22 protein-coding genes and 1 riboswitch are annotated in these 23754 nt (G+C 69.4%); of the genes, 16 read left to right on the forward strand and 6 right to left on the reverse strand.

Annotation, left to right across the window (positions count from 1 at the left end; genetic code table 11):
* Positions 1–13 precede the first annotated feature (13 nt).
* The 3 genes from ABR571_RS07570 to ABR571_RS07580 are packed head-to-tail and all read left to right on the forward strand — an operon-like array spanning position 14 to position 2915.
* Positions 14–913 (forward strand): oxidoreductase, encoded by a 900-nt coding sequence (locus ABR571_RS07570; RefSeq protein WP_409452579.1) that lies wholly within the window; start codon positions 14–16, stop codon positions 911–913.
* Between the two features lie 23 nt (positions 914–936).
* Positions 937–2487 (forward strand): glutamine-hydrolyzing GMP synthase, encoded by a 1551-nt coding sequence (guaA, locus tag ABR571_RS07575; RefSeq protein WP_409452580.1) that lies wholly within the window; start codon positions 937–939, stop codon positions 2485–2487.
* Positions 2488–2510: 23 nt separating this feature from the next.
* Positions 2511–2915 (forward strand): cupin domain-containing protein, encoded by a 405-nt coding sequence (locus tag ABR571_RS07580; RefSeq protein ID WP_409452581.1) that lies wholly within the window; start codon positions 2511–2513, stop codon positions 2913–2915.
* A gap of 32 nt (positions 2916–2947) precedes the next feature.
* On the opposite strand, the gene ABR571_RS07585 is transcribed toward ABR571_RS07580, so the two are convergent.
* Positions 2948–3109 carry a hypothetical protein gene (locus tag ABR571_RS07585; RefSeq protein ID WP_409452582.1) on the reverse strand — a complete coding sequence of 54 codons (162 nt, stop codon included), beginning with the start codon at positions 3107–3109 and terminating at the stop codon, positions 2948–2950.
* Between the two features lie 433 nt (positions 3110–3542).
* Between ABR571_RS07585 and ABR571_RS07590 the strand changes: the two genes are divergently transcribed.
* Positions 3543–3923, forward strand: coding sequence for a PH domain-containing protein (locus tag ABR571_RS07590; protein WP_409452583.1), 381 nt, complete (start codon positions 3543–3545; stop codon positions 3921–3923).
* A 283-nt stretch (positions 3924–4206) separates the two neighbouring features.
* On the opposite strand, the gene ABR571_RS07595 is transcribed toward ABR571_RS07590, so the two are convergent.
* Positions 4207–5019 (reverse strand): M23 family metallopeptidase, encoded by an 813-nt coding sequence (locus tag ABR571_RS07595; RefSeq protein WP_409452584.1) that lies wholly within the window; start codon positions 5017–5019, stop codon positions 4207–4209.
* Between the two features lie 63 nt (positions 5020–5082).
* Positions 5083–5223, reverse strand: a riboswitch (cyclic di-AMP (ydaO/yuaA leader).
* A 191-nt stretch (positions 5224–5414) separates the two neighbouring features.
* On the reverse strand, positions 5415–6626 hold the full coding sequence (locus ABR571_RS07600; protein WP_409452585.1) for a PspC domain-containing protein: 1212 nt from the start codon (positions 6624–6626) through the stop codon (positions 5415–5417).
* Between the two features lie 124 nt (positions 6627–6750).
* On the opposite strand from ABR571_RS07600, the gene ABR571_RS07605 reads away from it, so the two are divergent.
* From ABR571_RS07605 to ABR571_RS07625, 5 genes are all read left to right on the forward strand, one after another.
* Positions 6751–7929 carry a PspC domain-containing protein gene (locus ABR571_RS07605; protein WP_409452586.1) on the forward strand — a complete coding sequence of 393 codons (1179 nt, stop codon included), beginning with the start codon at positions 6751–6753 and terminating at the stop codon, positions 7927–7929.
* The gene (locus ABR571_RS07610; RefSeq protein ID WP_409452587.1) at positions 7926–8591 is read left to right on the forward strand and encodes a LuxR C-terminal-related transcriptional regulator; all 666 of its coding nucleotides are present in this window, start codon (positions 7926–7928) and stop codon (positions 8589–8591) included. Before ABR571_RS07605 ends, ABR571_RS07610 begins: the two co-directional genes overlap by 4 nt.
* A gap of 146 nt (positions 8592–8737) precedes the next feature.
* Positions 8738–10078 (forward strand): ABC transporter substrate-binding protein, encoded by a 1341-nt coding sequence (locus ABR571_RS07615; protein WP_409452588.1) that lies wholly within the window; start codon positions 8738–8740, stop codon positions 10076–10078.
* A gap of 5 nt (positions 10079–10083) precedes the next feature.
* Positions 10084–11064: a carbohydrate ABC transporter permease gene (locus ABR571_RS07620; protein ID WP_409452589.1), complete on the forward strand. Its 981-nt coding sequence runs from the start codon at positions 10084–10086 to the stop codon at positions 11062–11064.
* Entirely contained in the window at positions 11061–11924 is an 864-nt protein-coding gene (locus tag ABR571_RS07625) for a carbohydrate ABC transporter permease (protein ID WP_409452590.1), read from the forward strand. The genes ABR571_RS07620 and ABR571_RS07625 overlap by 4 nt, the downstream gene beginning before the upstream one ends.
* On the opposite strand, the gene ABR571_RS07630 is transcribed toward ABR571_RS07625, so the two are convergent.
* Positions 11925–14648: a LuxR C-terminal-related transcriptional regulator gene (locus ABR571_RS07630; RefSeq protein ID WP_409452591.1), complete on the reverse strand. Its 2724-nt coding sequence runs from the start codon at positions 14646–14648 to the stop codon at positions 11925–11927.
* 141 nt (positions 14649–14789) lie between these two features.
* Here ABR571_RS07630 and ABR571_RS07635 point away from each other — a divergent pair, with 141 nt between their 5' ends.
* The gene (locus tag ABR571_RS07635) at positions 14790–15119 is read left to right on the forward strand and encodes a hypothetical protein (RefSeq protein ID WP_409452592.1); all 330 of its coding nucleotides are present in this window, start codon (positions 14790–14792) and stop codon (positions 15117–15119) included.
* A 99-nt stretch (positions 15120–15218) separates the two neighbouring features.
* On the opposite strand, the gene ABR571_RS07640 is transcribed toward ABR571_RS07635, so the two are convergent.
* The gene (locus tag ABR571_RS07640; protein WP_409452593.1) at positions 15219–15554 is read right to left on the reverse strand and encodes a chorismate mutase; all 336 of its coding nucleotides are present in this window, start codon (positions 15552–15554) and stop codon (positions 15219–15221) included.
* Positions 15555–15744: 190 nt separating this feature from the next.
* Complete coding sequence (locus tag ABR571_RS07645; RefSeq protein WP_409452594.1) at positions 15745–17451, reverse strand: APC family permease; 1707 nt, start codon at positions 17449–17451, stop codon at positions 15745–15747.
* 94 nt (positions 17452–17545) lie between these two features.
* Here ABR571_RS07645 and pcrA point away from each other — a divergent pair, with 94 nt between their 5' ends.
* The 6 genes from pcrA to sucD all read left to right on the forward strand — a co-directional run bounded on the left by pcrA (position 17546) and on the right by sucD (position 23610).
* Complete coding sequence (gene pcrA / locus ABR571_RS07650) at positions 17546–19933, forward strand: DNA helicase PcrA (protein WP_409452595.1); 2388 nt, start codon at positions 17546–17548, stop codon at positions 19931–19933.
* A 46-nt stretch (positions 19934–19979) separates the two neighbouring features.
* Entirely contained in the window at positions 19980–20444 is a 465-nt protein-coding gene (locus tag ABR571_RS07655; RefSeq protein ID WP_409452596.1) for a group II truncated hemoglobin, read from the forward strand.
* 406 nt (positions 20445–20850) lie between these two features.
* Entirely contained in the window at positions 20851–20991 is a 141-nt protein-coding gene (locus ABR571_RS07660) for a hypothetical protein (RefSeq protein WP_409452597.1), read from the forward strand.
* Between the two features lie 63 nt (positions 20992–21054).
* Positions 21055–21456: a cobalamin B12-binding domain-containing protein gene (locus ABR571_RS07665; RefSeq protein ID WP_409452598.1), complete on the forward strand. Its 402-nt coding sequence runs from the start codon at positions 21055–21057 to the stop codon at positions 21454–21456.
* Between the two features lie 105 nt (positions 21457–21561).
* The gene (sucC, locus tag ABR571_RS07670) at positions 21562–22731 is read left to right on the forward strand and encodes an ADP-forming succinate--CoA ligase subunit beta (RefSeq protein ID WP_409452599.1); all 1170 of its coding nucleotides are present in this window, start codon (positions 21562–21564) and stop codon (positions 22729–22731) included.
* Between the two features lie 3 nt (positions 22732–22734).
* Complete coding sequence (gene sucD / locus ABR571_RS07675; RefSeq protein ID WP_409452600.1) at positions 22735–23610, forward strand: succinate--CoA ligase subunit alpha; 876 nt, start codon at positions 22735–22737, stop codon at positions 23608–23610.
* Positions 23611–23754 lie beyond the last annotated feature (144 nt).

Raw genomic sequence — 23754 nt, forward strand, 5'->3', positions numbered from 1 at the left:
ACGTTTCTCAATTGTGGGATGGAAAGCGTCGCAGCTGCCGGACCTGACCGGACGCACCGCGATCGTCACGGGGGCGAACTCCGGGATCGGTCTGCAGACGACCAAGCAGCTGGCGGCCCACGGCGCCCAGGTCCTCATGGCGTGCCGCGATGTCGAGCTCGGTCGGACGGCCGCACGTCGCCTGGGCGGCAGCATCAGCGTCGAACATCTCGACCTGGCGTCGGCGGCCTCCGTGCGTGCGTTCGCCGAGGCGTGGGACGGCTCGCTCGACCTGTTGATCAACAACGCCGGCGTGATGGCGCCGCCGAAGCTCGCCTCGACCGCGGACGGCTTCGAGCGGCAGTTCGGCACCAATCACCTCGGGCACTTCGTGCTGACGGGGTTGCTGCTGCCCGCGTTGATCAAATCGGGGGCGGGGCGGGTGGTCACGGTTGCATCCATCGCCCACCACGGCGGGACCGAAGCGGTGCTGGAGGGCAATCTCGGCGACGGCTACCATCCCCAGCGGACGTACTCGAACTCCAAACTCGCAAACCTGCTCTTCGCGCTCGAACTGCACCGGGAGCTGACGGCCCACGGGGTGCCGGTGACATCGACGGCGGCCCACCCTGGAGTGTCGGGCACGGGGCTGGTCGCCAGTCGCGACGGCATGGGCGCCACCCCGTTCATGCGCATCGTCGGATCGACGTTCTTCAAGGCATTCACGCAGTCGCCGTCGGCGGGAGCGCGCGCCATCCTGTACGCGGCGACCGAGGCCGCGCCGGGCTCCTACACCGGTCCGCAAGGGTTCGGCGAGACCCGTGGAAGCATCGGACCGGCCCGCCTGTCCGCCCGGGCGCAGGACGAGAAGCTGGCCCACCGGCTGTGGCAGGTCAGCGAGGAAATGACCGGCTTCCGGTACCAGTGGGAGTGACCGCCGTTCCGTAGACTCCGATCGTGGATTCCGATCTCGTCCTGGTCGTCGACTACGGGGCGCAGTACGCGCAGCTGATCGCCCGGCGGGTGCGCGAGGCGCACGTCTACTCCGAGATCGTGCCGAGCTCGATGCCGGTGGAGGAGATCCTGGCCCGGCGTCCCAAGGCGGTCATCCTGTCCGGAGGGCCGGCGTCGGTCTATGCTGACGCCGCGCCGCGCACCGATCCCGCCCTGTTCCAGGCCGGCGTGCCCGTCTTCGGCATCTGCTACGGCTTCCAGTCGATGACGCAGGCGCTCGCTGGCGAAGTGGCGCATACCGGCGGATCGGAGTTCGGGCGCACGACCGTCACCGTCACCGACCCCGGTGTGCTCCTCCGCGGGCTCCCGGCGATGCAGCAGGTGTGGATGAGTCACGGCGACGCGGTTACCGTCGCGCCGCCCGGCTTCACCGTCACCGCCGGCTCGGCCGGCGCACCGATCGCCGCCTTCGAAGACGTGGCCCGCGGACTGGCCGGCGTCCAGTTCCACCCTGAGGTCATGCACACCGAGCACGGGCAAGAGATCCTGCGCCACTTCCTCTACGACATCGCGGGGGCGCGGCCGTCCTGGACCGAGGCGAACATCATCGACGAGCAGGTCGACGCCGTGCGCCGACAGGTCGGTGGCAAGCGGGTGATCTGCGGTCTGTCCGGTGGCGTCGACTCGGCCGTCGCCGCCGCGCTGGTGCAGCGCGCCGTGGGGGATCAGCTGACGTGTGTGTTCGTCGACCACGGGTTGCTGCGCGCCGGCGAGGCCGAGCAGGTCGAGCGTGACTTCGTGGCCGCGACCGGAGTGAACCTCAAGGTCGTCGACGCCACAGCCCAGTTCCTCGACGCGCTGGCCGGCGCCAGCGACCCCGAGGGGAAGCGCAAGATCATCGGTCGCGAGTTCATCCGGTCCTTCGAGGCAGCGGCGCGCGAGATCGTGGCCGAGGGGGAGTCCGTCGAGTTCCTCGTCCAAGGCACGCTCTACCCCGACGTCGTCGAGTCCGGCGGCGGGACCGGAACCGCGAACATCAAGAGCCACCACAACGTGGGTGGGCTGCCCGACGACCTGCAGTTCGCCCTTGTCGAGCCGCTGCGGACGCTGTTCAAGGACGAGGTGCGCCGGGTCGGCGAGCAGCTCGGACTGCCGCCGGAGATGGTGTGGCGCCAGCCGTTCCCGGGCCCGGGGTTGGGCATCCGCATCGTCGGTGCGGTGACCGCCGAACGGCTCGACATCCTCCGCCGCGCCGACGCGATCGCCCGCGCCGAGCTGTCGGCCGCGGGCCTGGACCGCGACATCTGGCAGTGCCCGGTGGTGCTGCTGGCCGACGTCCGTTCCGTCGGCGTGCAGGGGGACGGACGTACCTACGGCCACCCGGTCGTCCTGCGGCCGGTGTCGTCCGAGGACGCGATGACCGCCGACTGGACCCGCGTCCCCTACGAGGTGCTCGAGAAGATCTCCACGCGCATCACCAACGAGGTGCGCGAGGTCAACCGGGTCGTCCTGGACGTGACGTCCAAGCCACCCGGCACCATCGAGTGGGAGTAGCCTTCGCGGGCTAGCCTGACCTCATGCGCGTCATCAAGAACCGGCTCGTCCCGGCGACTGTCGCCGGCTCGGCGAACTTCACCGGACGGGTCTGGCGCAGCGACTTCCTCGAGGCGGCCGATGATCACTCGCTCGCCGGCCTGCGCCTGTCCTACGACCCTGGCGCCCGCTCGTTCTGGCACGTGCACGACCAGGAACAGGTGATCGTCGGGGTGTTCGGAGCCGGGCTCGTCAGCTGGGAGGGTCTGGACGCGCCCCAGCTGTTGGAGACGGGCGACTGGTGGCACGTCACGCCGGGCGTGCCGCACTGGCACGGCGCCACACCGCACGGTCCGTTCGCACATCTCGCCGTCACGGCGGGCGGCGCCACGCACTGGCTGCACGAGGTCAGCGAGCCCGATTACGCCGCGGGATTCCGCGATAGGTGACGGGCACAGCGCGCTCTAGCCTTTGATCGACGTCACGGGCAGTAGTACGGCGCGAGCGAAGGCACCGACAGACTCGGATGCGGGCCGTGGACGAGCAGTTCGTCGGCGAAGGTGACCTGTCCGGCGTCGAGCAGAATCGTTCCGCGCCCGGTGCGCGAGATCAGGTGGATCGCTGTTCCTTTGACGGTCTGCACTCCGTTGGCGTCGTAGAAGGACGTGCCGGCGCCGCGAGATGTGCACCTGCTGCGTGCCGTTGGGAAAGGTCGTGACCGTCACGTTCTCGGTGAGTGTCGTCGTCGTCTCGATTCCGCACAGGTCGAAGAGGAAGTCGTCCGGGAACGTGTCGGAGTCCTGACCGTGTTCGACCGTAGGCCGGCCACCACCCGCAGCCGTCGCGCTCGGTGCGAACCCGAGGGTAGTGACGATCACCAGCAGGCCGATAGTCCCTATTCGCTTGCGCATGAGCCCTCCTCAAGCCGCGCGGGCAACCTGTGCAGAGGACATCCTTGCGCCCGCGGCGGCGTGGACGCATGAGTCCTAGCACCACGAGCACGAGAGGCTGCCCTCGCGGATCGCCACGTGTCGCGACGTATGGCCATGAGGATCGGCTGCCCCTAAGGTGCACGGATGGCAATCATGAGCTCGCTGACCGGCAACGCCGGTCCCCTGGGCATCGGTCAGGCGCACGACGAGTTCGCTCGGTTGCTCGGACCGGGTGAGGTCATCTACGCGGCGTTCGAGTTCGTGCGCGACGTCATGTTGTTCACGAACGGGCGGCTGATCCTCGTCGACAAGCAGGGCATCACCGGCAAGAAGGTCGAGTACCACTCGTACCCGTACCGCAGCATCCTGCACTTCTCGGTGCAGACCGAGGGTCACCTCATGGCCGAGGCCCGCATGCACATCTACGTGGACGGTATGAAGGACCCGATCGAGAAGGAGTTCAACGACAAGGTCGACATCTATCAGGTGCAGGGCATCCTGTCCGCCTTCGTCGTCCCGAAATAGCCCCCAGCGACTCCGATGCGGTCGCCGCCGGCAAGTACGTGACCAAGCTGTCCGACAGCGGCGCCCGCACGGGCATCCTGGTCGGCGCCTATCTGTTGGTGATCGCCGCGATCCTGTTCGTCTGGTTCCGCCGCGGGCTCGGCGAGCTCTTCGAGTCGCCGTTCACCGGACGGATCGTCGATGGCCTTCCCGTTCCTGTTGGTCGTCTTCGGACTGATGCTGTGGTTCCTCGCCGTCGCGATCCTCGGCCTCGTTCGTCCCGCCGCGGCCCGCTGACGCCGAGTCACACCTTGACGCCGCGCGCGGCCAACCAGGGTTTGGGATCTGTCGCCGGGCCGTGCACGCCGCCGCGGTAGACGCTGAAGTGCAGGTGCGGCCCGGTGGAGAATCCCTCGTTCCCCACCGGCGCGATGACCTGGCCTGCGGTCACCCTCTGTCCCAGCCGCACGAACACCCGGGCCATGTGGCCGTAGAACGACACGTCGCCGTTGCTGTGCCGGATGAAGATCGCGATCCCGTAGCCCGACAGAGGTCCGACCTGGACCACAGTGCCGGCGCCGGCCGCGTGAATCGGCGTGCCGAGCGGTGCGGCCAGGTCGATGCCGTCATGGAACTTGCCCCAACGCGTGCAGAAGCACGAGGTCATGGGCGCGCCCGGTAGCGGGTCGACCCAGCGCGCCCGCACCGCGGTTCGCCGCTTTGCGACGGGCCGCCGCGGGGTGGTGGTGGTCGCCGACGCCGCGACGGCCGATGCCGCGACCGAGGCCGCCGCGACCGACGGCGTCACTGCCGGGTGACCGGAAGGAGCCCCACCCTGGCCGAGCGTGGACCCTGTCTGCCGGACGACCGCGGCTCGCGGGTGGGCGGCGGCGGGGCCGTCGACGGTCGCCAGCGCCACGCCGGCGGCGGTCACGATGACGGCGGCCGAGGCGGCGGCGGTCATCAGGCCGAGCCGGGTGCGCGACCGGCCCCGTCCGCACGGTGCGGCGGCGCCGACCTCGTCGTAGCGGGTGCGCAGCTCGGCGAACGGAATGGGGTCGGCGACGCGGTAGGGGGACGGGCGCCGAGGCTGGGCAGTGCCGGTGTGGCGTCCCATCAGGTCGTCATTGCGCGGGGAACGGCAGGGGCAGGCGTGCGGGTGGGCACGAGTTGAAACTCCACATCTTCCGTCGACCGCCGGCCGGGTTAGCTGACGGATTCCGGCACGGAAGATGCCGTACCGCGCGGATGTGCGCGGATTCACCCCAACGAACCTGGTTCCCCGACTCGGTATCCCGCGATTGCGCAGCGGCTCCGATTAGGCGGCGCCCTCCCGCGCCGCCGGGTGGCGGCTTGTTACGGAACGGCTCCGACGAAGGTAATCACCGTTCGCCCACACTGCAACACGGGCGCGCGGCCACGCCGGACCGAGCGGCTGGCCACGGCATGGACTGACCGCGGGCCCGCCGCGGCTGCGACAGGTCCCGCGGTCAGGTAGGGCGAGCCGACGAGTCAGTGACGCTCGACACGCACGTTGCCGTCGGCCAGATGGACGTCGACCGTGATCGGCGCCCCCGTGGCACCCTTCGGAGGGTCGACGATCCGGCTGAGACCGACTCCGCCGTCGGCCGGCTGCTTGTCATCGACATTGAGCTGACCGAGGTGGATGTTCGCGTCGACGGTGAGGTTCAGCGTCTTAGGGGCCAGAATTTTCACCTGCCCGGCTCCGACGGTGATGTCGATGCGCGAGGGGATCGATTGCCCGGGCAGGTTGCGAAGGTCGAGCACCCCTTGACCGAAGGCGAGCCGGTAGTCCGCCGCTGCCGCGCTGGTCGGCCGCCAGTCCCGCTGTCCGAAGCCGTCGTGCAAGCTCGCGTGGCTGCCGCCGAAGGCGACGACGCCGAGGACGGACGGGACCAGAAGCGAGGTCAGGCTGACCGGGAAGCGGCGCAGGACCAGCCCGATCAACAGCCCTCCGACGAGGATGCCCAGGGCCGTCCAGAAGTAGGTCTGCAACTGGATGCCGGTCGCCGCATCAACAATGCCGAGGACGGTCAAGGCGGCCACCAGAGTGCCGAGAATCGCGATGCGGACCGGTAGGGCACGGCGGCGGCGGGCCCGCGACGCCGCTCGCGACTCGTCGAACCAGGACCGCGCGTCGCGCACCCAGTTCGGCTGATCGGGCGGGAGCGGCGCATCGGCCGTGGGCATGGTCTCGGTCTCGGCCTCGGTCTTGGTCAGGTCGACCGCCGGAGCTGCGTCGGCCGCGGTCGGCGGTGCCGGTCTCGCGCTCGCCTGCATGTCGCGCCGTCCGTAGAAGACGACCAGCAGGACGATGACGGCGATCACCGGGAAGAACGGCCCCGGAGCCCACCAGCTGAAGGCGGCCGCCCACAGGATGAGGCCGCCGACGATGGCCACGAGCCAGACCGGCACGCGGCGCCGGCGCAGCGCCTGGATCCAGCCGTCGATCGGTGCGTGCTCCGTCCCCTCCTCGGGTATGCCCGCCCAGGCGAGCAGGTAGGCGAGGATGCCCGCTCCGCCGAAGAACGCCGACGTGGCGAAGAGGACGCGGAAAAGGACCGGGTCGAGGCCGAAGTACTCACCGAGGCCGCTGGAGACACCGGCGGCGACCCGGTTGCTGCGGCTGCGGCGCAGGAGTCGCCGCGGAGCGGCCGATGGTGGAAGCGGAGGGTAGGTGCCCATTGCGTCAGTCGTGGTCATGGAAACGAGAGTGCCGCCCGAGAAGCCTCAGCCACATCGGGCGTCGCCCCGAGCCGGACCCTGAATTACCGTCTAAGGGCTCCACCTGATGCGGTTCGGCGCCCATGACGGCAATCATGGAGCCGTGACCGCGATTGCTCCACCGACGCGCCGCCTGTACCGGCGCCCGGACCGGGGCATCGCCGGCGGCGTCGCGACCGGCATCGCCGAGCACATGGGCGTCCCCACGAAGATCGTCCGGATCGCGTTCGCCGTACTCGTGCTCGCCGGCGGCCTCGGCATCGCGCTCTACGGCGCCTACCTGATCGTGCTGCCCACCGCGCCGGACGCCGGACGGGGACGCCTGCCGCTGTGGCTCGAGTACGGGATCGCGGGCGTCGCCGGCGTCGCCGCAGTCGGGATCGCCGCGACCTCGCTGCCCGACGGCGGGCTGTTCCTCCCGGTGCTGCTCGCCTGCCTGGGCGGGGCGCTGATCTGGCGACAGGCCTCCGAGCCCGACCGCGCCCGACTGCGCGCGCTGTCCCGGACCTCGCTCGAGGCGGCCGGGGGGCAGCGGCTCGGACGGACCCGGCTCGCCGCCGGGGCAGCGCTGGTCGTGGCCGGCGCCGTGCTCGCGCTGGCCCGCGCCGACTTCACCGCCGTCCGCGACGGTCTGCTGGCCGTCCTCGTCACGATCATCGGGATCGGCCTGGTGACCGGCCCGTGGTGGATGCGGATGATGTCCCAGTTGTCGGCCGAACGGGCCGAGCGCATCCGGTCGCAGGAGCGGGCCGACATCGCCGCGCACCTGCATGACTCGGTGCTGCAGACGCTCGCCCTCATCCAGCGCAACGCCGCCTCGCCGCGTGAGGTGGCCCGGTTGGCGCGCGGGCAGGAACGCACGCTGCGCTCCCTGCTCTACGGCACTCGAGCCGCGTCCGGCCAGTTCGGCGAAGAGCTGCGGACCGCGGCGGCCGAGGTCGAGGACGCGTACGCGGTCACGGTCGAGGTCGTCCTGGTCGGCGACGCGCCGATGAACGAGCAGCTCGCGGCGCTCGCGGCTGCGGCGCGCGAGGCGCTGGTCAATGCCGCCAAGCACTCGGGGGTCGACGCCGCCAGCCTCTACGCCGAGCTGGAACCGGACGAGGTCAGCGTTTTCGTGAAGGATCGGGGAGTGGGCTTCGACATGGATCAGATCGGCGATGACCGGCAGGGTGTGCGCGGCTCGATCATCGGCCGGGTCGAGCGCCACGGCGGCACGGTGCGCATCACCAGCGACAGAGGCACCGGTACCGAGGTCGAGCTGCGGATGAAGCTGCGATGACTCTCTCGGCCGATGGCGGAACCGCCAATGCCCGCGTCGTCCTCGTCGACGACCACGCCATGTTCCGCAGCGGCGTGCGGGCCGAGCTCGGTGGCCGCGTCGACGTGGTCGGTGAGGCCGGCGGGGTCGCCGAGGCGGTGGCGGTGATCACCGAGAAGCGTCCGAACGTCGTCCTGCTCGACGTGCACATGCCCGACGGCGGTGGTCTCGCCGTGTTGCAGGCGGTGTCGAAGACGCTGCCCGACACCCGCTTCCTCGCCCTGTCGGTGTCCGACGCCGCCGAGGACGTGATCGCCCTGATTCGCGCCGGGGCGTCCGGGTACGTCACCAAGACGATCTCGTCCGACGACCTCGCCGACGCCATCGCCCGGGTCGCCGACGGCGACGCCGTGTTCAGCCCGCGGCTGGCCGGCTTCGTCCTGGACGCGTTCCGCGACGCGCCCGTCATGCCGTCCGTCGATCCCGAGATCGACCTGCTGACGCCGCGCGAGCGTGAAGTGCTGCGGCTGCTGGCCCGCGGTTACGCGTACAAGGAGATCGCGGCCGAGCTGTTCATCTCGATCAAGACCGTGGAGACCCACGCCTCCAACGTGCTGCGCAAGCTGCAGCTGTCGAGCCGGCACCAGCTCACCCGCTGGGCCGCCGACCGTCGCATGCTCTGAGCGCGACCACGGGGTGATCCAGGCAGCTTCGAGTGGCGCGTCGCGCCCGAGCGGTCGACGCTGTGGGCCAGGATGCGCGAGCATTCGGGCAACGCTCGACCAGGGCGGACCCGCCGACCGCGCCAGAACCAAGTGAGGGACGTGGCATGCGTGGTGGTTACCTCAGGGTGTCGGGTGCGGCGGCGTTGTCCGCGGTCACCGTACTGGCGCTGTCGGGCTGCCTGGCCGGCAAGGCCAAGACCGCGGGCGGGCTCGGCGTCAACAAGAACACCCGCCCGACGATAAGGATCATGGTGGCGTTCGGTGGCGCCCAGCTGCGCGCCTTCGCGTCGGGTATCGAGCCCTATGCGAAGTCGCGGGGAATCACGATCAAGTGGGCCGACGACAGCAACTTCAACGCCGACATCGTGACGAAGGTGAAGGCCGGAAACGCGCCCGACATCGCGCTGTTCCCCCAGCCGGGCATCCTGGTGCAGCTCGCGCAGCAGGGCAAGCTGGCCGACCTGAACAAGGTGTTGCCGGTCGGTCGGATCCGGTCGCAGCTCGTCGCCGGGTTGCTGGAGCCGAGCACCTACCGCAGCGACGTGTACGGCGTCCCCGCCTCGCTCAACCTCAAGAGCGTCGTCTTCTACCCCAAAAAGGCCTGGGCGAGAGCGGGTTACCCGATTCCGACGTCCCTGGCCGCCCTGGCGGCGCTCGACGTCCGGATGAAGGCCGACGGGCGGACGCCGTGGTGCCTGGGCGTCGAGGACGGTTCGGCGACCGGATGGTCGGCCACTGACTGGATCGAACAACTCCTGCTCGATCAGTCCGGCACCGGCGTCTACAACGACTGGGTGAGCCACAAGGTCAAGTTCGACTCGGCGCCGGTTCGGCAGGCGGCGCAGTACTTCCATACCCTCTTTGCCACGCCCGGCTTCATCCACAACGGGCGGCGGTCGATCACGTCGAGCTACTTCGGCACGGCTGGCAACGCGATGTTCGACGACAAACTCACCGAATCGAACCCGGGTTGCTACATGTACCGGCAGGGAAACTTCATCACCGGCGACGGCTTCTTCCCGAAAAAGATCATCCAGGACCTCGACGCCAACGTGGGCGTCTTCCGGTTCCCGGGCAAGTCCGCCGGCGACAACCCGGTCGAGGGTGGCGGGGACGTGGCCGGGCTGTTCAGCGGGCACAACAAGTACGCGATCGACCTTCTCAAGCACATGTTGACGCCGACGTTCTGCAGCGTGTGCCCGCGGACCTTCGCCTACATGTCGCCGTTCACCGGCTTCGCGCTGTCGAACTATCCCGACCAGGTGGCCCGGGACATGGCCAAGATCGCCTACGGGGCCACGTCCTTCGTCTTCGACGCCTCGGACTCGATGCCCGGCGCGGTCGGGTCGGGCACCTTCTGGAGGCACATGACAGCCTGGATCGGCGGCCACGAGAGCCTCGACACGGCGTTGCGGGCCATCGACGACAGCTGGCCGCGCAGCTGACGCCGATGCTCGGCACCCTGTGGCAGGCGCTGGAGAACACCGGCGTCGGTATCGGCGCAACGGTCGCGCTGTTCGTCGTGCTCAACCGCCTCGGCGAACTCCTGCCGGTCCGCTGGGAGCAGCGCGCCCAGCCGTACCTGTTCATTGGGCCGGCGCTCGTCCTCGTGGGCGTGCTGCTCGTCTGGCCGACTCTGCAGACCATCGCGTACAGCTTCGCCAACAGCGACAGCACGCGCTGGGTGGGGCTGGGTAACTACCGTGCGCTGCTCGTCGACGGCGCGGACGGCTTCCACGCGACGCTGGCAAACACGCTGCTGTGGCTCGCGGCCGTTCCGGTTGCCACCGTGGTGCTCGGGCTGCTCGTTGCAGCGTTGGCCGACCGGCTGCGACCGCGCGCGGCCAAGGCGGCCAAGACCGTCATCTTCCTGCCCATGGCTATCGGCGCCGTCGGCGTCGCCACCATCTGGCGGCTGGTCTTCGCGCCGGATCCGCAGCTGGGCCTGCAGAACGCCGTGTGGCATGGGCTTCTCGGCCAGGCTCCGGTGGCGTGGCTGCAGGACCAGAGGCTGCATCTCAACACGTTCGAACTGATGATCATGATGTTGTGGGGCGTCATCGGCTTCGCCATGGTGTTGTTGTCGGCCGCGATCAACGGCGTCCCGCCGGAGACGGTGGAGGCCGCCCGGATCGACGGTGCGACCGAGTCCCAGGTCTTCTTCCTCGTCGTCGTCCCGCAGATCCGCACCACGCTGGCCACCGTGTTCGTCACCGTCCTGGTCAGCACGTTGAAGATCTTCGACATCGTGTACGTGACCACGAACGGGAACTTCGACACCAACATCATCGGGCTCGAGTTCTTCAACCAGCAGAACGCGTACCAGAACAACGGCTACGCCGCGACCATCGTGGTGATCCTCCTGCTGGCCGTCGCACCGGTCATGGCCTTCCAGGTCCGGCGGTTCCGCGACCCCGGTGCGGTCCGATGACCCGACCGATCGCGCGGGGGGCTCTGGGGAGCTGGCTCGTCCGTGTTGTCGTGATCGGCCTCTGCGCGCTCTGGGTCGTCCCGACCGTGGGAACCGTGGTGACGTCGTTCCGAACGGCCGACGACGCGCAGAGCACGGGTTGGTGGCACGTCCTCACCGATCCGGGCACCTTCACCAGGCTCACCCTGGACAACTACCGCCAGGTGCTCACCGGCCCGGACGCGTTCGGCACCGCGTTCGTCAACAGTGTCGCGATCAGCCTGCCGGCGACGCTGCTGCCGATACTCGTGGCCACCTTCGCCGCGTACGCGTTCACCTTCCTGCGGTGGCGGGGCCGGGAACTTCTCTTCGTGGTCACGGTGAGCCTGCTCGTCGTGCCCAACCAGGTCGCCTTCCTGCCGCTGCTCCGGCTCTACGCCGGGCTCGGCCTGCAGGGAAGCCTGGCGTCGGTGTGGCTCGCGCACGCCGGGTTCGCGCTGCCGCTCGCGATCTTCATCCTCCGCAATTACATGACGACGCTGCCGCGCGACGTCGTTGAGTCCGCGCGGGTCGACGGTGCGAGCCACTTCCAGATCCTGTGGCGACTGGTCATCCCGATGTCGGCGCCGGCCCTGGCGTCGTTCGCCGTCTTCCAGTTCCTGTGGGTGTGGAACGACCTGCTGGTCGCGCTGATCTTCCTCGGTTCGGGCGACAAGGCGCCGCTGCCGGTCGCCCTGGCCGGGCTGCTGGGCGAGCAGAACCAGGGTTGGCAGGCCGTCACCGCCGGGGGCGTCCTGATGATGGTGGTACCGGTGGCCGTATTCGTGGCCCTTCAGCGGTACTTCGTCCGGGGCTTGACGGCCGGCGCGGTCAAGCAGTGATCACGGTCCCGTCGCCGGCGCGACGGCGAGCCGGACGCCGAGTTCGGCGCGGGAGGAGATACCGAGCTTGCGGTAGATCCGGGTCAAGTTCGCTTCGACGGTCTTGGGGCTGACGAACAGCTGGGCGGCGACCTGCCGGCTCGTCAGGCCTTGGGCGATCAGCTCGGCGATCCGCCGCTCGGTCTCGGTGAGAACCTGCGGACCGGCCTGCCGCAGCCCGATGCGGGCGATCTCGGCATCGGCGTGCTCGACCCAGCCTGCCGCTCCGATCCGTTCGAAGCTGTCCCGCGCCTGCTCGAGTGCTTCCTTCGCCGCAGCCTTGCGCCGTAGACGGCGCAGCAGCCGACCCATGTGCAGCAGGGTCTGCCCGCGGTCGAACGGGAACCACTGAGGGTCGGTGTAGAACCGCAACGCCTGCTCGAAAAATGCCAGGGCCGCCTCGTCCGCGCCCTCGGCCGTGTTCAGCAGGCCTTGGCAGCGCAGCACGGCGGCCTGCGCGTTGAGCCGGCCCGACCGTTCGGCGAGAGCCGTGAAGCGGGCCAGCACCGTGCGGGCCTGGTCGAGCTCGCCGGCGCCGATGAGCGCCTCGATGTAACGGCCCTCGTCCTCGAGCAAGGTCGGGTCGGACCGGGCGGAGGTGCTGCCCAGTCGCTGTAGGGCTTCGTCGTAGCGGCCGTCGTAGAGAGCGGCGAGGCCGAGCAACGGGTCGCCGACCGCTTCGACCGTGTCGTGCGCCTGCTGTTCCTCGGCATCAAGCTCCGACGCGATCCGCTCGACCTCGGCGAAGTCGCCGCGTGCGGTCGCGATGACACCGAGCTGGAACCGCGCATAGCGCACGCCGTTGGGTTGTTGCTTGCGCTGCGCGGCATCGACGTGGCGCTCGCACCACCCCTGCGCGTCGTCCAGCCGTCCGCGGCGCAGCGCCACGAAGCCGATCCAGAAGCACAGGTAACCCTCGAACTCGTCCGTGCCGTGCTCGTCGCAGCGCCGTAGGACCTCTTCGAGAAGTTCCTGCGCCTGGTCCAGCTCTCCGGCCAGAGCGAGGGCGATTCCGTACCACATCGCGGCGTCGCCGATCGCGGGCGGAAGCATCGGATCCTGATGGGCGACGATGGCGTCGGCGAACGTCGCGTGATCGATGCCGAAACCGGCGAAGGACTTGCTCGCTGCGACGAACGTGCGCAGTTCGGCGACCAGCGCCGGATCGGCATCGGGACCGCTCTCGGCCAGGCGCAGCGCCTCCGTCCCGTGGCGCAGCGCCGTGTCGATCTGGTCGATCCCGAGCGCGCGCCCGATCTGCAGGTGGGCCCCGATCTGCAGAGCCTCGTCGCCGAGCGCGACGGCGGCGTCGAGAGCGGCGCGGGCCAGCGACAGGCCGCCGTCGTACGCACTGAACCAGCCGAGGCGGGCGAGCTCGAGCAGGGCGCGGGCCCGCAGGCACGGATCGTGCGCTTCCACGCTGAGCTCGCGCAGCTGTCGTTCGGCGGCGTGGGCGTCGCCGACCCGGACGAGGAGGACACCCACCTCGAACTGGCGCTCGTCGAGCTCGTCGGCCAGGCCTTCCGGTGTGGCCGAGACGGCCAGCCGCGCGAGGTCGAGCGCGCTGGCCAGATCGCCACGCCGCAGCGCTCGCGCGCGGGCCTGGTCGAGCAGGGCGGCCGTGTCGGCGTTCGGGCGGCGATCGCCGAGCGCCTGGTGCCGGGCCCGTTCCTCGATGTCGTTGACGACCCCGGCGAGGGTCGCGTGCAGGGCGGCCCGGCTCGCCGTACTCATCAAGTCGTACGCGGCCGACCCGATCAGCGGATGGGTGAAGCGGACCTCCCCGCGGCGCACGACCAGGATGTCGGCGCGGGCCGCCTCGGCCACCGCGTCCTCGTACCCGAGCGCCGCCAGCGTGCGAACGTCCGGACGGGCCAGCGCGGAGGCCGCCTCGACGGCGACCCGCACGTCGTCGGGAAGCGCCGCGATCCGGTTCGACACCAGCATCTGCAGGGAGGGGGGCAGCCCGGTGACGTCACCGTCGCGCGAGTGCCAGTAGCCGGCCAACTCGAGGGCGTAGAACGGGTTGCCCGCGCTCACCTTGGCGATGTAGGCGCGCATCGGACGCGGAATGTCGTCCTCGATGCGCCGGCGCAGCAGGCTCTCGATGTCGTCGACCGCCAACGGCTGTACCGCGCATCGGTCCAGGAGGCCGGCTTCGGCCAACTCCCGGGCCGGAACCGGCAGGGGTTCGTCGGGAGTGCCGCGGCGCGCGAGGACGAACGCGACGTTGATGCCCGACAGCCGCCGGGCCGCGTAGCCCAGCGACCCGGCCGTGAGATCGTCGAGCCACTGCAGGTCGTCGATGGCCACGCAGACCCGGGCAGCCGCGGCCAAGGACTTGAGAAGGCTGGCGACCGCGACCGCGACGTGGTGCGGGTCGCGGGTGATGTCGGCGCCGTCCGAGCGCAGCAACGCGGTTTCGAGGGCCACCCGCTGGGGCCGGGGTAGCACCTCGAGCTCGTCGTCGGTGACGTCGCCGAAGAGGTCGATGAGCGCAATCCCGCCCAGGCGTGTTTCGGATTCGGCCGGCCGCGCAGCCAGTACCCGCCACCCGCGTTCGGCGACGCCGGACACCACAGTCGTCCAGCGATGGGTCTTCCCGATCCCCGGCGGTCCCTCGACCAGCACCGAGCGGGCGCGGTCGGCAACCCCCGCGAGCAGCTGCTCGAGTGCCTGTTCCACGCCAATCCCCCATACGGGCGAAAGAACCACAGTGTAGGGAGCCGGGAGCTGCTCCATGGGGTTTTCCCCGATTCGTCGAGGGGCCCCGTGCGGGCAATCTCAGTTGTGCGAGGACAAGCGGGCACGAATGAGGAGGTTCCGATGAGCGACACCTATATGGCGAAATGGTGGCACATTCTCGGCGAAGCGGTCGCCGAGGCCGACCGGCGGTGCGACGGCGAGATTCCGTGGCACAACTCCTACGCCGACGTCTTCCCGGATGCGCAGGCGCTGCGTCGGGCTCTCGGTTACTACTGGGAGATCCGGATCGGCGGCCCCATCGAGGTTGCGGACTGTCCCGACGCGGCCCACTCGCACCGCGGTCTGCGGATGGTCCTGTCGCCCCGCCAACCGGAGCGGGCCCCGGAGCGGCGAACGTGTCGGGACCGGGTGGTCGGGATCCTCCGGTCCGCTGTCGCGCCGACGGCCTGAACGCCGCTGCCGGGGGCGGTTGGTGCCACTACGGCCGGACCCTCCGGGGGGTGGGCCCGGCCGTAGTTCGTTGCCGCGTCGATGCCGGAGGAGGTCGGGTCAGCGCGCTCCGCGGCAGACCTGAAGGACGGCGTCAGCCAGGGCCGGGCCCTGAGGGCCCAGCGCGGAACGGTAGGTCTGCAGGATGACCCGCTCGCGCCCGAGCTCGACCCGCGTCCCGCCGGCGTTCATCCGGGCGGTCTGGATGCGCGTCGACAGCTTGGCCCGCTCCGCGACGAGCCGCACGATGGCCTCGTCGATGGCGTCGATCTGTCCGCGCAGCACCGGGATCGCCGCGGCGGCCTCCGTCTGCTCGTTCGTCATGGCGGTGGTCATCTCGTTCTCTCTCTCCGTGTCCCGACACCGGCCCGGATCGGCCGGACACTGCCCGGACACGACAAACGCCCCGGGGCTCGGCCCGGGGCGTCAGTTGGTTGGTTGAGTTCAGCCAGCCACAGGCACCGGGGACCGGTACCCATAAAAGAAGCGGCTGGTGTGCACGGATCGATGGTGACACGAGTCCCGCGATGCGGCAAGCGCGTCCCAGCCAACGGGACGCCGTTCGTCCCTGCGGCCGGGGTTGCGGTCAGGCAGCGCCGGCGTTGCCGAGCTCCTTCTGCTCCACCTCGGTCTCGGACTGGATGTCCTCGATGTGGCTCTCGACCCGGTCCTGCGGCAACCGCACCTTGAACGCGATGGCATAGACGACGGCGGTCAGCGCAAGCACGGCCACGAAGCCCCAACCGAAGCCGATGTGCGCGGTGTTGCCGGCGTGCTTCGACTGGTCGGGGTAGTCGCCGAGGTAGCTGATCAGGCAGAGCCCGGCCAGCCACGGCAGTGTCCAGGACGCGCCGGCCTTGAGGTCCAGCGGCTGCTTCTCGCCGCGCGAGAACGCGTGGTACGCCGCGAACAACACGAAGCCCAGCGCGATGGTCACGAACAGCTTCCAGTTCACCTGCCAGCCGGCCCAGTAGACGATCAGGTTCGAGGAGTAGAAGGCGAGGAACGGGATCACCGGGCCGAAGGGGACCCGGAACGGCCGTTCGCGTTGGGGGATCTCCCGGCGCAGCGCGACGATCGCCAGACACCCGGCGCCGAAGGACAGCACGGTCGCGGACGTCACGAAGCCGACGAGCTGCTGCCAGCTCGGGAACGGCAGGAACACGATGAGTCCGATGAAGAAGGTGATGATCAGGCTGACGAACGGGACGCCGCGGTTGGTGGTCCGCGCGAGCACCTCGGGCGCGTTGCCGTTGCGCCCCATCGCATAGGAGACGCGCGAGGTGACGGTCGTGTAGATCAGCCCCGTGTCGGCCGGGGAGATGATCGCGTCGATGTAGAGGACCTTCGCCAGCCAGCCCAGCCCGATGATGGTCGAGATGGCGGCCAGCGGGCCGTAGGCATTGGTGAAGTCGAGGTTGGTCCAGCCCTTCGAGTGGGTGAGGTCGCTCGGCCGGACGGCGCCGATGAAAGCGACCTGCAGAAGGACGTAGATGACCGCCGTCAGCAACACCGAACCGATCACCGCGAGCGGGATGTTGCGCTTCGGATTGCTGGTCTCGCCGGCGAGCTCGATCCCCTGCCGGAACCCGAGGTAGGAGAAGACGATGCCGCCGGAGGCGATGGCGGTGAAGATGCCATGGGCGCCCTGGGTCGCGAAACCGTGGTTGCTGAAGTTCGAGCTGTGGAAGGACGTCACGAAGAAGGCGACGATGACCAGAATGATGACGGCGAGCTTCCACCACACGGCGACGTTGTTCACGCGAGCGAACCACTTGATGCCGAAGTAGTTCACGAGCACGAAGAACGCCATCCCCAGCACGCCGACGAAGTAGCCGAGACCGGTCAGCGTGTGCACCGTCTCGCCGCCGGCCTTGTGCTCGGAGGTGAACTTCGCGTACTTGGTCGCGTACTGCAGCGCACCCTCGACCTCGATCGGCGCAGTGGTCGCCACCGCGACCCAGAGGATCCACCCCGTCGTGAAGCTGGCGAACGACCCGTGCGACACGTGCGGGAACCGCACGACCCCGCCGGAGATCGGGAACATCGTGCCCAGCTCGGCGAACACGAGGCCGATGAGCATGATCATGACCGCGGCGATGATCCAGGACAGAATCGCTGCCGGCCCGGCCAGTTGCGACGCCGTCAGGGCGCCGAACAGCCAACCGGAACCGATGATGGAGCCCACGCTGGCGAACAGCAGGCCGATGACGCCGATGTCGCGGCGCATCCTCGTGTCGTCGGTGCCGGGCTGGTCCGGTCCGGTGGAGCGGTTCTTCGTCTGCGCCGTCATGAGGGCCGTCCTCTCGTCCTGCCGGGAATACCCAAGGTCGACAACTGCGAAACGCCTGAGACCGTCGGAGGGCCGACGTAGGCTGGGCGACGAAATGACTCAGCCCGCCGACGCCCTGTTCGCCGTGCCGGAGGGGACGGATGAGCCGCAGCGCCCCAAGACCCGCCTCGCCGTCGATCCGGCGACGCTGCTGGACGGGCTGAACCCGCAGCAGCGCGCCGCCGTCCTCCATCGGGGCGGCCCGTTGCTGATCGTGGCCGGGGCCGGTTCGGGGAAGACCCGGGTGCTGACGCACCGCATCGCCTACCTGCTCGCCGAACGCGGGGCGACGCCCGGGCAGATCCTCGCGATCACCTTCACCAACAAGGCCGCGGGCGAGATGAAGGAGCGCGTCGCCGCACTCGTCGGACCGCGGGCCAAGGCGATGTGGGTCTCGACGTTCCACTCGATGTGCGTGCGCGTACTGCGGGCCGACGGCAAGGCGCTCGGGCTGAAGTCGTCGTTCTCGATCTACGACGCCGACGATTCGAAGCGGCTCATGACCATGGTGGGCCGCGAACTCGATCTCGACCCGAAGCGCTATCCCGCCCGCTCGCTGTCCGCGCAGATCAGCAATCTGAAGAACGAGCTGGTGACCTCGGACATGTGGGCCGACAAGGCCGGCAACGCCACCGAGAAGGTGCTGGCCGAGGTCTACAGCCGCTACCAGTCACGGCTGCGCGAAGCGCATGCGCTGGACTTCGACGACCTGATCATGGCGACCGTCGGGCTGCTGCAGAACCATCCCCACGTCGCCGAGAACTACCGGCGCCGGTTCCGGCACGTCCTGGTCGACGAGTACCAGGACACCAACCACGCGCAGTACATGTTGGTGCGCGAGCTGACGATGCCCGATTCGACTTCGGTGTTCCCGCCCGCGGAACTGGCGGTCGTCGGCGACGCCGACCAGTCCATTTACGCGTTCCGTGGCGCGTCCATCCGCAACATCCTCGAGTTCGAGCGGGACTACCCGGACGCGAAGACGATCATGCTCGAGCAGAACTACCGCTCGACGCAGACGATCCTCTCGGCGGCCAACGCGGTCATCGCCCGCAACCCCGACCGCCGTCCGAAGAACCTGTGGTCCGACGCCGGGGCCGGCGAGCAGATCACCGGGTACGTCGCCGAGAACGAGCACGACGAGGCGGCCTGGGTGGCGCAACGCATCGAGGAGCTCAGCGATTCGGGCGTCGCGGTCGCGTCCGACGTCGCCGTCTTCTACCGCACCAACGCTCAGTCGCGGGTGTTCGAAGAGGTGTTCATCCGGATCGGGCTGCCGTACAAGGTGGTCGGCGGCGTGCGCTTCTACGAGCGCAAGGAGATCCGCGACGCGCTCGCGTACCTGCGGGTGATCTCGAACGTCGACGACGTCGTGTCGCTGCGGCGCATCCTCAACACGCCCCGCCGTGGGATCGGTGACCGCGCCGAAGCGTGTGTCGAGGTGTTCGCCGACCGCGAGCGGCTGTCCTTCGGTGCGGCTCTCGAGCGGGCCGACGTGGTGCCCGGGCTCGCCCCGCGATCGCTCAACGCGATCCAGGAGTTCACGGCGATGATGACGACGCTGCGTGGGGTCGCCGCCGGCCCGGACGGCACGCCGGCCCAGGTCCTCGAAGCGGTGCTCGACCAGACCGGGTACCTGCGCGAACTGGAAGCGTCGTCGGACCCGCAGGACGAGTCACGGGTCGACAACCTGCGCGAGCTGGTGAACGTGGCCCGCGAGTTCGAGGAGCAACGTAGCGCCGCCGGCGACGAGGCGTCCCTCGACGCGTTCCTCGAGCAGGTCTCGTTGGTCGCCGACGCCGACACGGTGCCCGACGCGTCCGGCGGTGTCGTCACCCTGATGACGCTGCACACCGCCAAGGGGCTCGAGTTCCCCGTCGTCTTCCTCACCGGAATGGAGGACGGCGTTTTTCCGCACATGCGCTCGCTCAACGAGCCTGACGAGATGGCCGAGGAGCGCCGCCTCGCCTACGTGGGCATCACCCGGGCGCGGGAGCGGCTGTACCTGTCGCGGTCGCTGTCGCGTTCGGCGTGGGGCGCGCCGGCGTGGAACCCGCCGTCGCGCTTCCTCGACGAGGTGCCGGGCGAGCTCGCGACCTGGACCGGCGCGGTCGACCGGGTGCCCTTCGTGAACCGCTACGACGACGACGGCCCGTCGCGGTACGGCGACCACGGCTACCGCTCGGGTGGGCCGCGGCGTTCGGCGCAGGAGCAGCTGGTCGCGTCGCGCATGTCGGGCGGGCGCGGCATGCGGGGCGGTGTCGGCAACCGCGCGGTACCCGCCCTGTCTGTGGGTGACCGGGTGACGCACGACGCCTGGGGGATGGGCACCGTCGTCGACACCCGAGGCGACGGCGACGGGGCGCAGGCGCAGATCGACTTCGGCGCGGGCACCGGCGTGAAGTGGCTGATGCTGCGCTATGCGCCGGTCCAGAAGCTCTGAGCGAAATCGCCTTCGCCCGTGCGCCGGCCGCTCGTACAGTGGCGCCGTGAACCCGACTCCCCCGCTGTTCGACTGGGCCGGCGGCGCCGGAAGTTTCCGCCGCCTCATCGACGCGTTCTACGACCGCGTCGAACGCGATGAGCTGCTGTCGCCGTTGTTCCCCGGCGGCGTGCACGAGGCGCACCGGGCGCACGTCACCACGTGGTGGATCGAGGTCTTCGGCGGACCGGCCGACTACACGGCGACGCTCGGCGGGTACCCGGCGATGTTGCGTCACCATCTCAACCTCGGCCTCACCGCCGACCAGCGGTTGCGCTTCGCGACCCTGATGAGCGTCGCGGCCGACGACGCCGGCGGGCCCGACGACCCGGAGTTCCGCGCCGCCTTCGTCGGCTACGTCGAGTGGGGCACCCGGCTGGCGCTGCACAACTCCCAGCCCGGTGCCGAGGTCGTGGGCGATGCGCCGGTGCCGCGGTGGGGCTGGGGCGTCGCACCGCCCTACCAGCCCTAACCGTCACTGGGAGTCGGCGCCGGGATCTCGCGCCGACCGGAGCAGTTGACCAGATCTGAGCCGTTCACCTGGTCATTTGCTCTGCTCGGTGGAACGGATCGGCCCTGTGGACAAAGGAAAAGTTTCGACCAGCTCCGCGCGACGATCGACAGGTGCCCGACCTGATCGCCCCTGACCCGGATTGGTACCTCGACCACGTCGACCCTTCCGGCATCGAACGGCGCCCTATCGGTCCCGTGCGGGCCTGGCAGGGTTCGTGGGACTCGCTGGCGCACCGGCTGCTGGACACGGCAGAGACGACGCCGCCCGTCGGCCCCGCGGAGGAGTACTGGGTCGATTTCATGTGGCCGACCCATCAGCTCGCGCTCGAAGCAGATGGCAGGGGCAAGTACCGGGGCGACGCACTGTGGCAGGAGAAACGCCGGAGATCGCCCTTGCGCGAGCGGGTTACCGCGTCGTCCGCGTCGTGTGGGACGACGTTGTGCAGAACTGGCCGGCCACGAGTGTCTGGCGGCGCGACTTGATGGCCCTCGGCCAGAGCAACTGACCAAATCTGGCCGGCGGAAATGGTCGGCAGCTCTGGTCGGACTCAGGGAGATACGCTCCGGACGTGGCAGACCGCATCCGCATCGTCATCGCCAAGCCCGGCCTCGACGGACACGACCGGGGCGCCAAGGTCATCGCCCGCGCACTGCGTGATGCCGGCATGGAGGTGGTCTACACCGGCCTGCACCAGACACCCGAGCAGATCGTCCAGACGGTGATCCAGGAGGACGCGGACGCGGTGGGCCTCTCGGTGCTGTCGGGCGCGCATATGACGCTGTTCCGCCGGACCATCGAGCTGCTGAAAGAGCACCAGGCCGAGGATGTGGTGGTCTTCGGCGGTGGCATCGTCCCCGACGAGGACATCCCGGAGCTCGAGCAGGCCGGCGTCGCCAAGATCTTCACGCCCGGCGCGACAATGGAAGACATCGTGGACTGGGTACGCACCAACGTCGCCGCGGCCGACTGAACGCCTCCCCGGAGGCGTGAATCCAGTCTCAAGCGAGCGTGCCGACGGGCCGCGGTGGCTAATGTCCAGGGGTTGGTCCCAGACGACAGACGAGGACGAGTCAGCGTGGATCTGTTCGAGTACCAAGCCAAGCAGCTGTTCCAGAAGTACGGGGTGCCGGTCAGCCTCGGGGAGGTCGCCACGACGCCCGACGAGGCCAAGTCGATCGCCGAGAAGATCGGCGGCGTGACCGTCGTCAAGGCGCAGGTGAAGATCGGCGGCCGCGGCAAGGCCGGCGGCGTCAAGGTGGCGAAGACACCCGACGACGCCCGCGCGAACGCGGAGCAGATCCTCGGCATGGACATCAAGGGCCACACGGTGCACCGCGTCCTCGTCGATCCGGGCGCGGACATCAAGGAGGAGTACTACGTCTCCTACCTGCTCGACCGCGCCAACCGGACCTTCCTCGCCATGGCCTCGTATGAGGGCGGCATGGAGATCGAGCAGCTCGCCGTCGAGCGACCGGACGCGCTGGCCAAGGTCCCGGTCGATGCCATCAAGGGCGTCGACGCCGCGGAGGCCCGCGAGATCGCCGAGGCCGCGAAGTTCCCGGCCGACCTGGTCGAGCCGGTCGCCGACGTCCTGGTCAAGTTGTGGGAGACCTTCATCGGGACGGACGCGACGCTGGTCGAGGTGAACCCGCTGGCTCGGGTGGGTGACGGCAGCGTCGTCGCCCTCGACGGCAAGGTGACCCTCGACGAGAACGCCGACTTCCGCCAGCCCGAGAACGCGCAGTTCGTCGACGTGCAGGCGGCCGACCCGCTCGAGCAGAAGGCCAAGGAGAAGCACCTCAACTACGTCAAGCTCGACGGCGAGGTCGGCATCATCGGCAACGGCGCCGGCTTGGTCATGTCGACGCTCGACGTGGTCGCCTACGCCGGCGAGAAGCACGGCAACGTCAAGCCGGCGAACTTCCTGGACATCGGCGGTGGCGCGAGCGCCGAGGTGATGGCCAATGGCTTGGACATCATCCTCAACGACCCGTCCGTCCGGTCGGTCTTCGTGAACGTCTTCGGTGGCATCACGTCGTGCGATGCCGTCGCGAACGGGATCGTGACTGCGCTTGGCATGCTCGGCGACGAAGCGAACAAGCCGCTGGTCGTGCGCCTCGACGGCAACAACGTCGACGAGGGACGGCGCATCCTCACCGAGGCCGCCCACCCGCTCGTGACGCTGGCCGACACCATGGACGACGGCGCCGACAAGGCCGCCGAACTCGCGAACTCAGGGGTTTGAGCAATGGCGATTTTCCTCGATGAGAACAGCTTGATCATCGTGCAGGGCATGACCGGCTCGGAGGGCATGAAGCACACGCGCCGCATGCTGGCCTCCGGTGCGTCGGTTGTCGGTGGGGTCAACGCCCGCAAGGCCGGCACCACCGTCGATCTCGACGGTACGACGCTGCCCGTCTTCGGCTCGGTGTCGGAGGCCATGGGCGAGACCGGTGCGAACGTGACCGTGGGCTTCGTCCCGCCGGCGTTCACCAAGGACTCCGTGATCGAGGCGATCGACGCCGAGATCCCGCTCGCCGTCGTCATCACCGAAGGTGTGGCCGTCCACGACACGGCCAACTTCTGGGCGTACGCGCAGGGGAAGAAGACACGCATCGTCGGGCCGAACTGCCCGGGCGTCATCAGCCCCGGCAAGTCGAACGCCGGCATCATCCCGGCCGACATCACCAAGGCCGGCCGCATCGGCCTCGTGTCGAAGTCGGGCACGCTGACGTACCAGATGATGTTCGAGCTGCGCGACTTCGGTTTCTCCACCTGCGTCGGCATCGGCGGCGACCCGATCATCGGGACTACCCACATCGACTGCCTCGAGGCGTTCCAGAACGACGACGAGACCGACGCGATCGTGATGATCGGCGAGATCGGCGGCGATGCCGAGGAGCGGGCGGCGGCCTACATCAAGGAGAACGTGACGAAGCCGGTCGTCGGTTACGTCGCAGGATTCACGGCGCCGGAGGGCAAGACCATGGGCCACGCAGGCGCGATCGTCTCGGGTTCGTCGGGCACCGCCCAGGCGAAGAAAGAGGCGCTCGAAGCCGCGGGCGTGCAGGTGGGGAAGACGCCGAGCGAGACGGCCCGGCTCATGCGCGACATCCTCGCCTGACGGCGGTTCGCAGCCCTTTTCGTCGTGTATCAGGTGGGCGACCTCTGACTCCTCGACATCGACTCGCCGTGCCGATGGGGCGCGGGATGTTCCGTCAGGCCCCTCCTAGGCGCTACTTTCCTGAGAGAACGGCCCGGACAGTCG

It is taken from the genome of Jatrophihabitans sp. (assembly GCF_046262535.1).
GTDB lineage: Bacteria > Actinomycetota > Actinomycetes > Mycobacteriales > Jatrophihabitantaceae > Jatrophihabitans.

Excerpts from the sequence above, each read along its gene's own strand:
- ABR571_RS07580 (WP_409452581.1), top strand. The coding sequence starts at position 2,511 with ATGCGCGTCATCAAGAACCGGCTCGTCCCGGCGACTGTCGCCGGCTCG.
- ABR571_RS07590 (WP_409452583.1), top strand. The coding sequence starts at position 3,543 with ATGGCAATCATGAGCTCGCTGACCGGCAACGCCGGTCCCCTGGGCATC.
- ABR571_RS07600 (WP_409452585.1), bottom strand. The coding sequence starts at position 6,626 with ATGACCACGACTGACGCAATGGGCACCTACCCTCCGCTTCCACCATCG.
- ABR571_RS07625 (WP_409452590.1), top strand. The coding sequence starts at position 11,061 with ATGACCCGACCGATCGCGCGGGGGGCTCTGGGGAGCTGGCTCGTCCGT.
- pcrA (WP_409452595.1), top strand. The coding sequence starts at position 17,546 with ATGACTCAGCCCGCCGACGCCCTGTTCGCCGTGCCGGAGGGGACGGAT.
- ABR571_RS07595 (WP_409452584.1), bottom strand. The coding sequence starts at position 5,019 with ATGGGACGCCACACCGGCACTGCCCAGCCTCGGCGCCCGTCCCCCTAC.
- ABR571_RS07610 (WP_409452587.1), top strand. The coding sequence starts at position 7,926 with ATGACTCTCTCGGCCGATGGCGGAACCGCCAATGCCCGCGTCGTCCTC.
- sucD (WP_409452600.1), top strand. The coding sequence starts at position 22,735 with ATGGCGATTTTCCTCGATGAGAACAGCTTGATCATCGTGCAGGGCATG.
- ABR571_RS07635 (WP_409452592.1), top strand. The coding sequence starts at position 14,790 with ATGAGCGACACCTATATGGCGAAATGGTGGCACATTCTCGGCGAAGCG.
- ABR571_RS07615 (WP_409452588.1), top strand. The coding sequence starts at position 8,738 with ATGCGTGGTGGTTACCTCAGGGTGTCGGGTGCGGCGGCGTTGTCCGCG.
- ABR571_RS07620 (WP_409452589.1), top strand. The coding sequence starts at position 10,084 with ATGCTCGGCACCCTGTGGCAGGCGCTGGAGAACACCGGCGTCGGTATC.
- ABR571_RS07645 (WP_409452594.1), bottom strand. The coding sequence starts at position 17,451 with ATGACGGCGCAGACGAAGAACCGCTCCACCGGACCGGACCAGCCCGGC.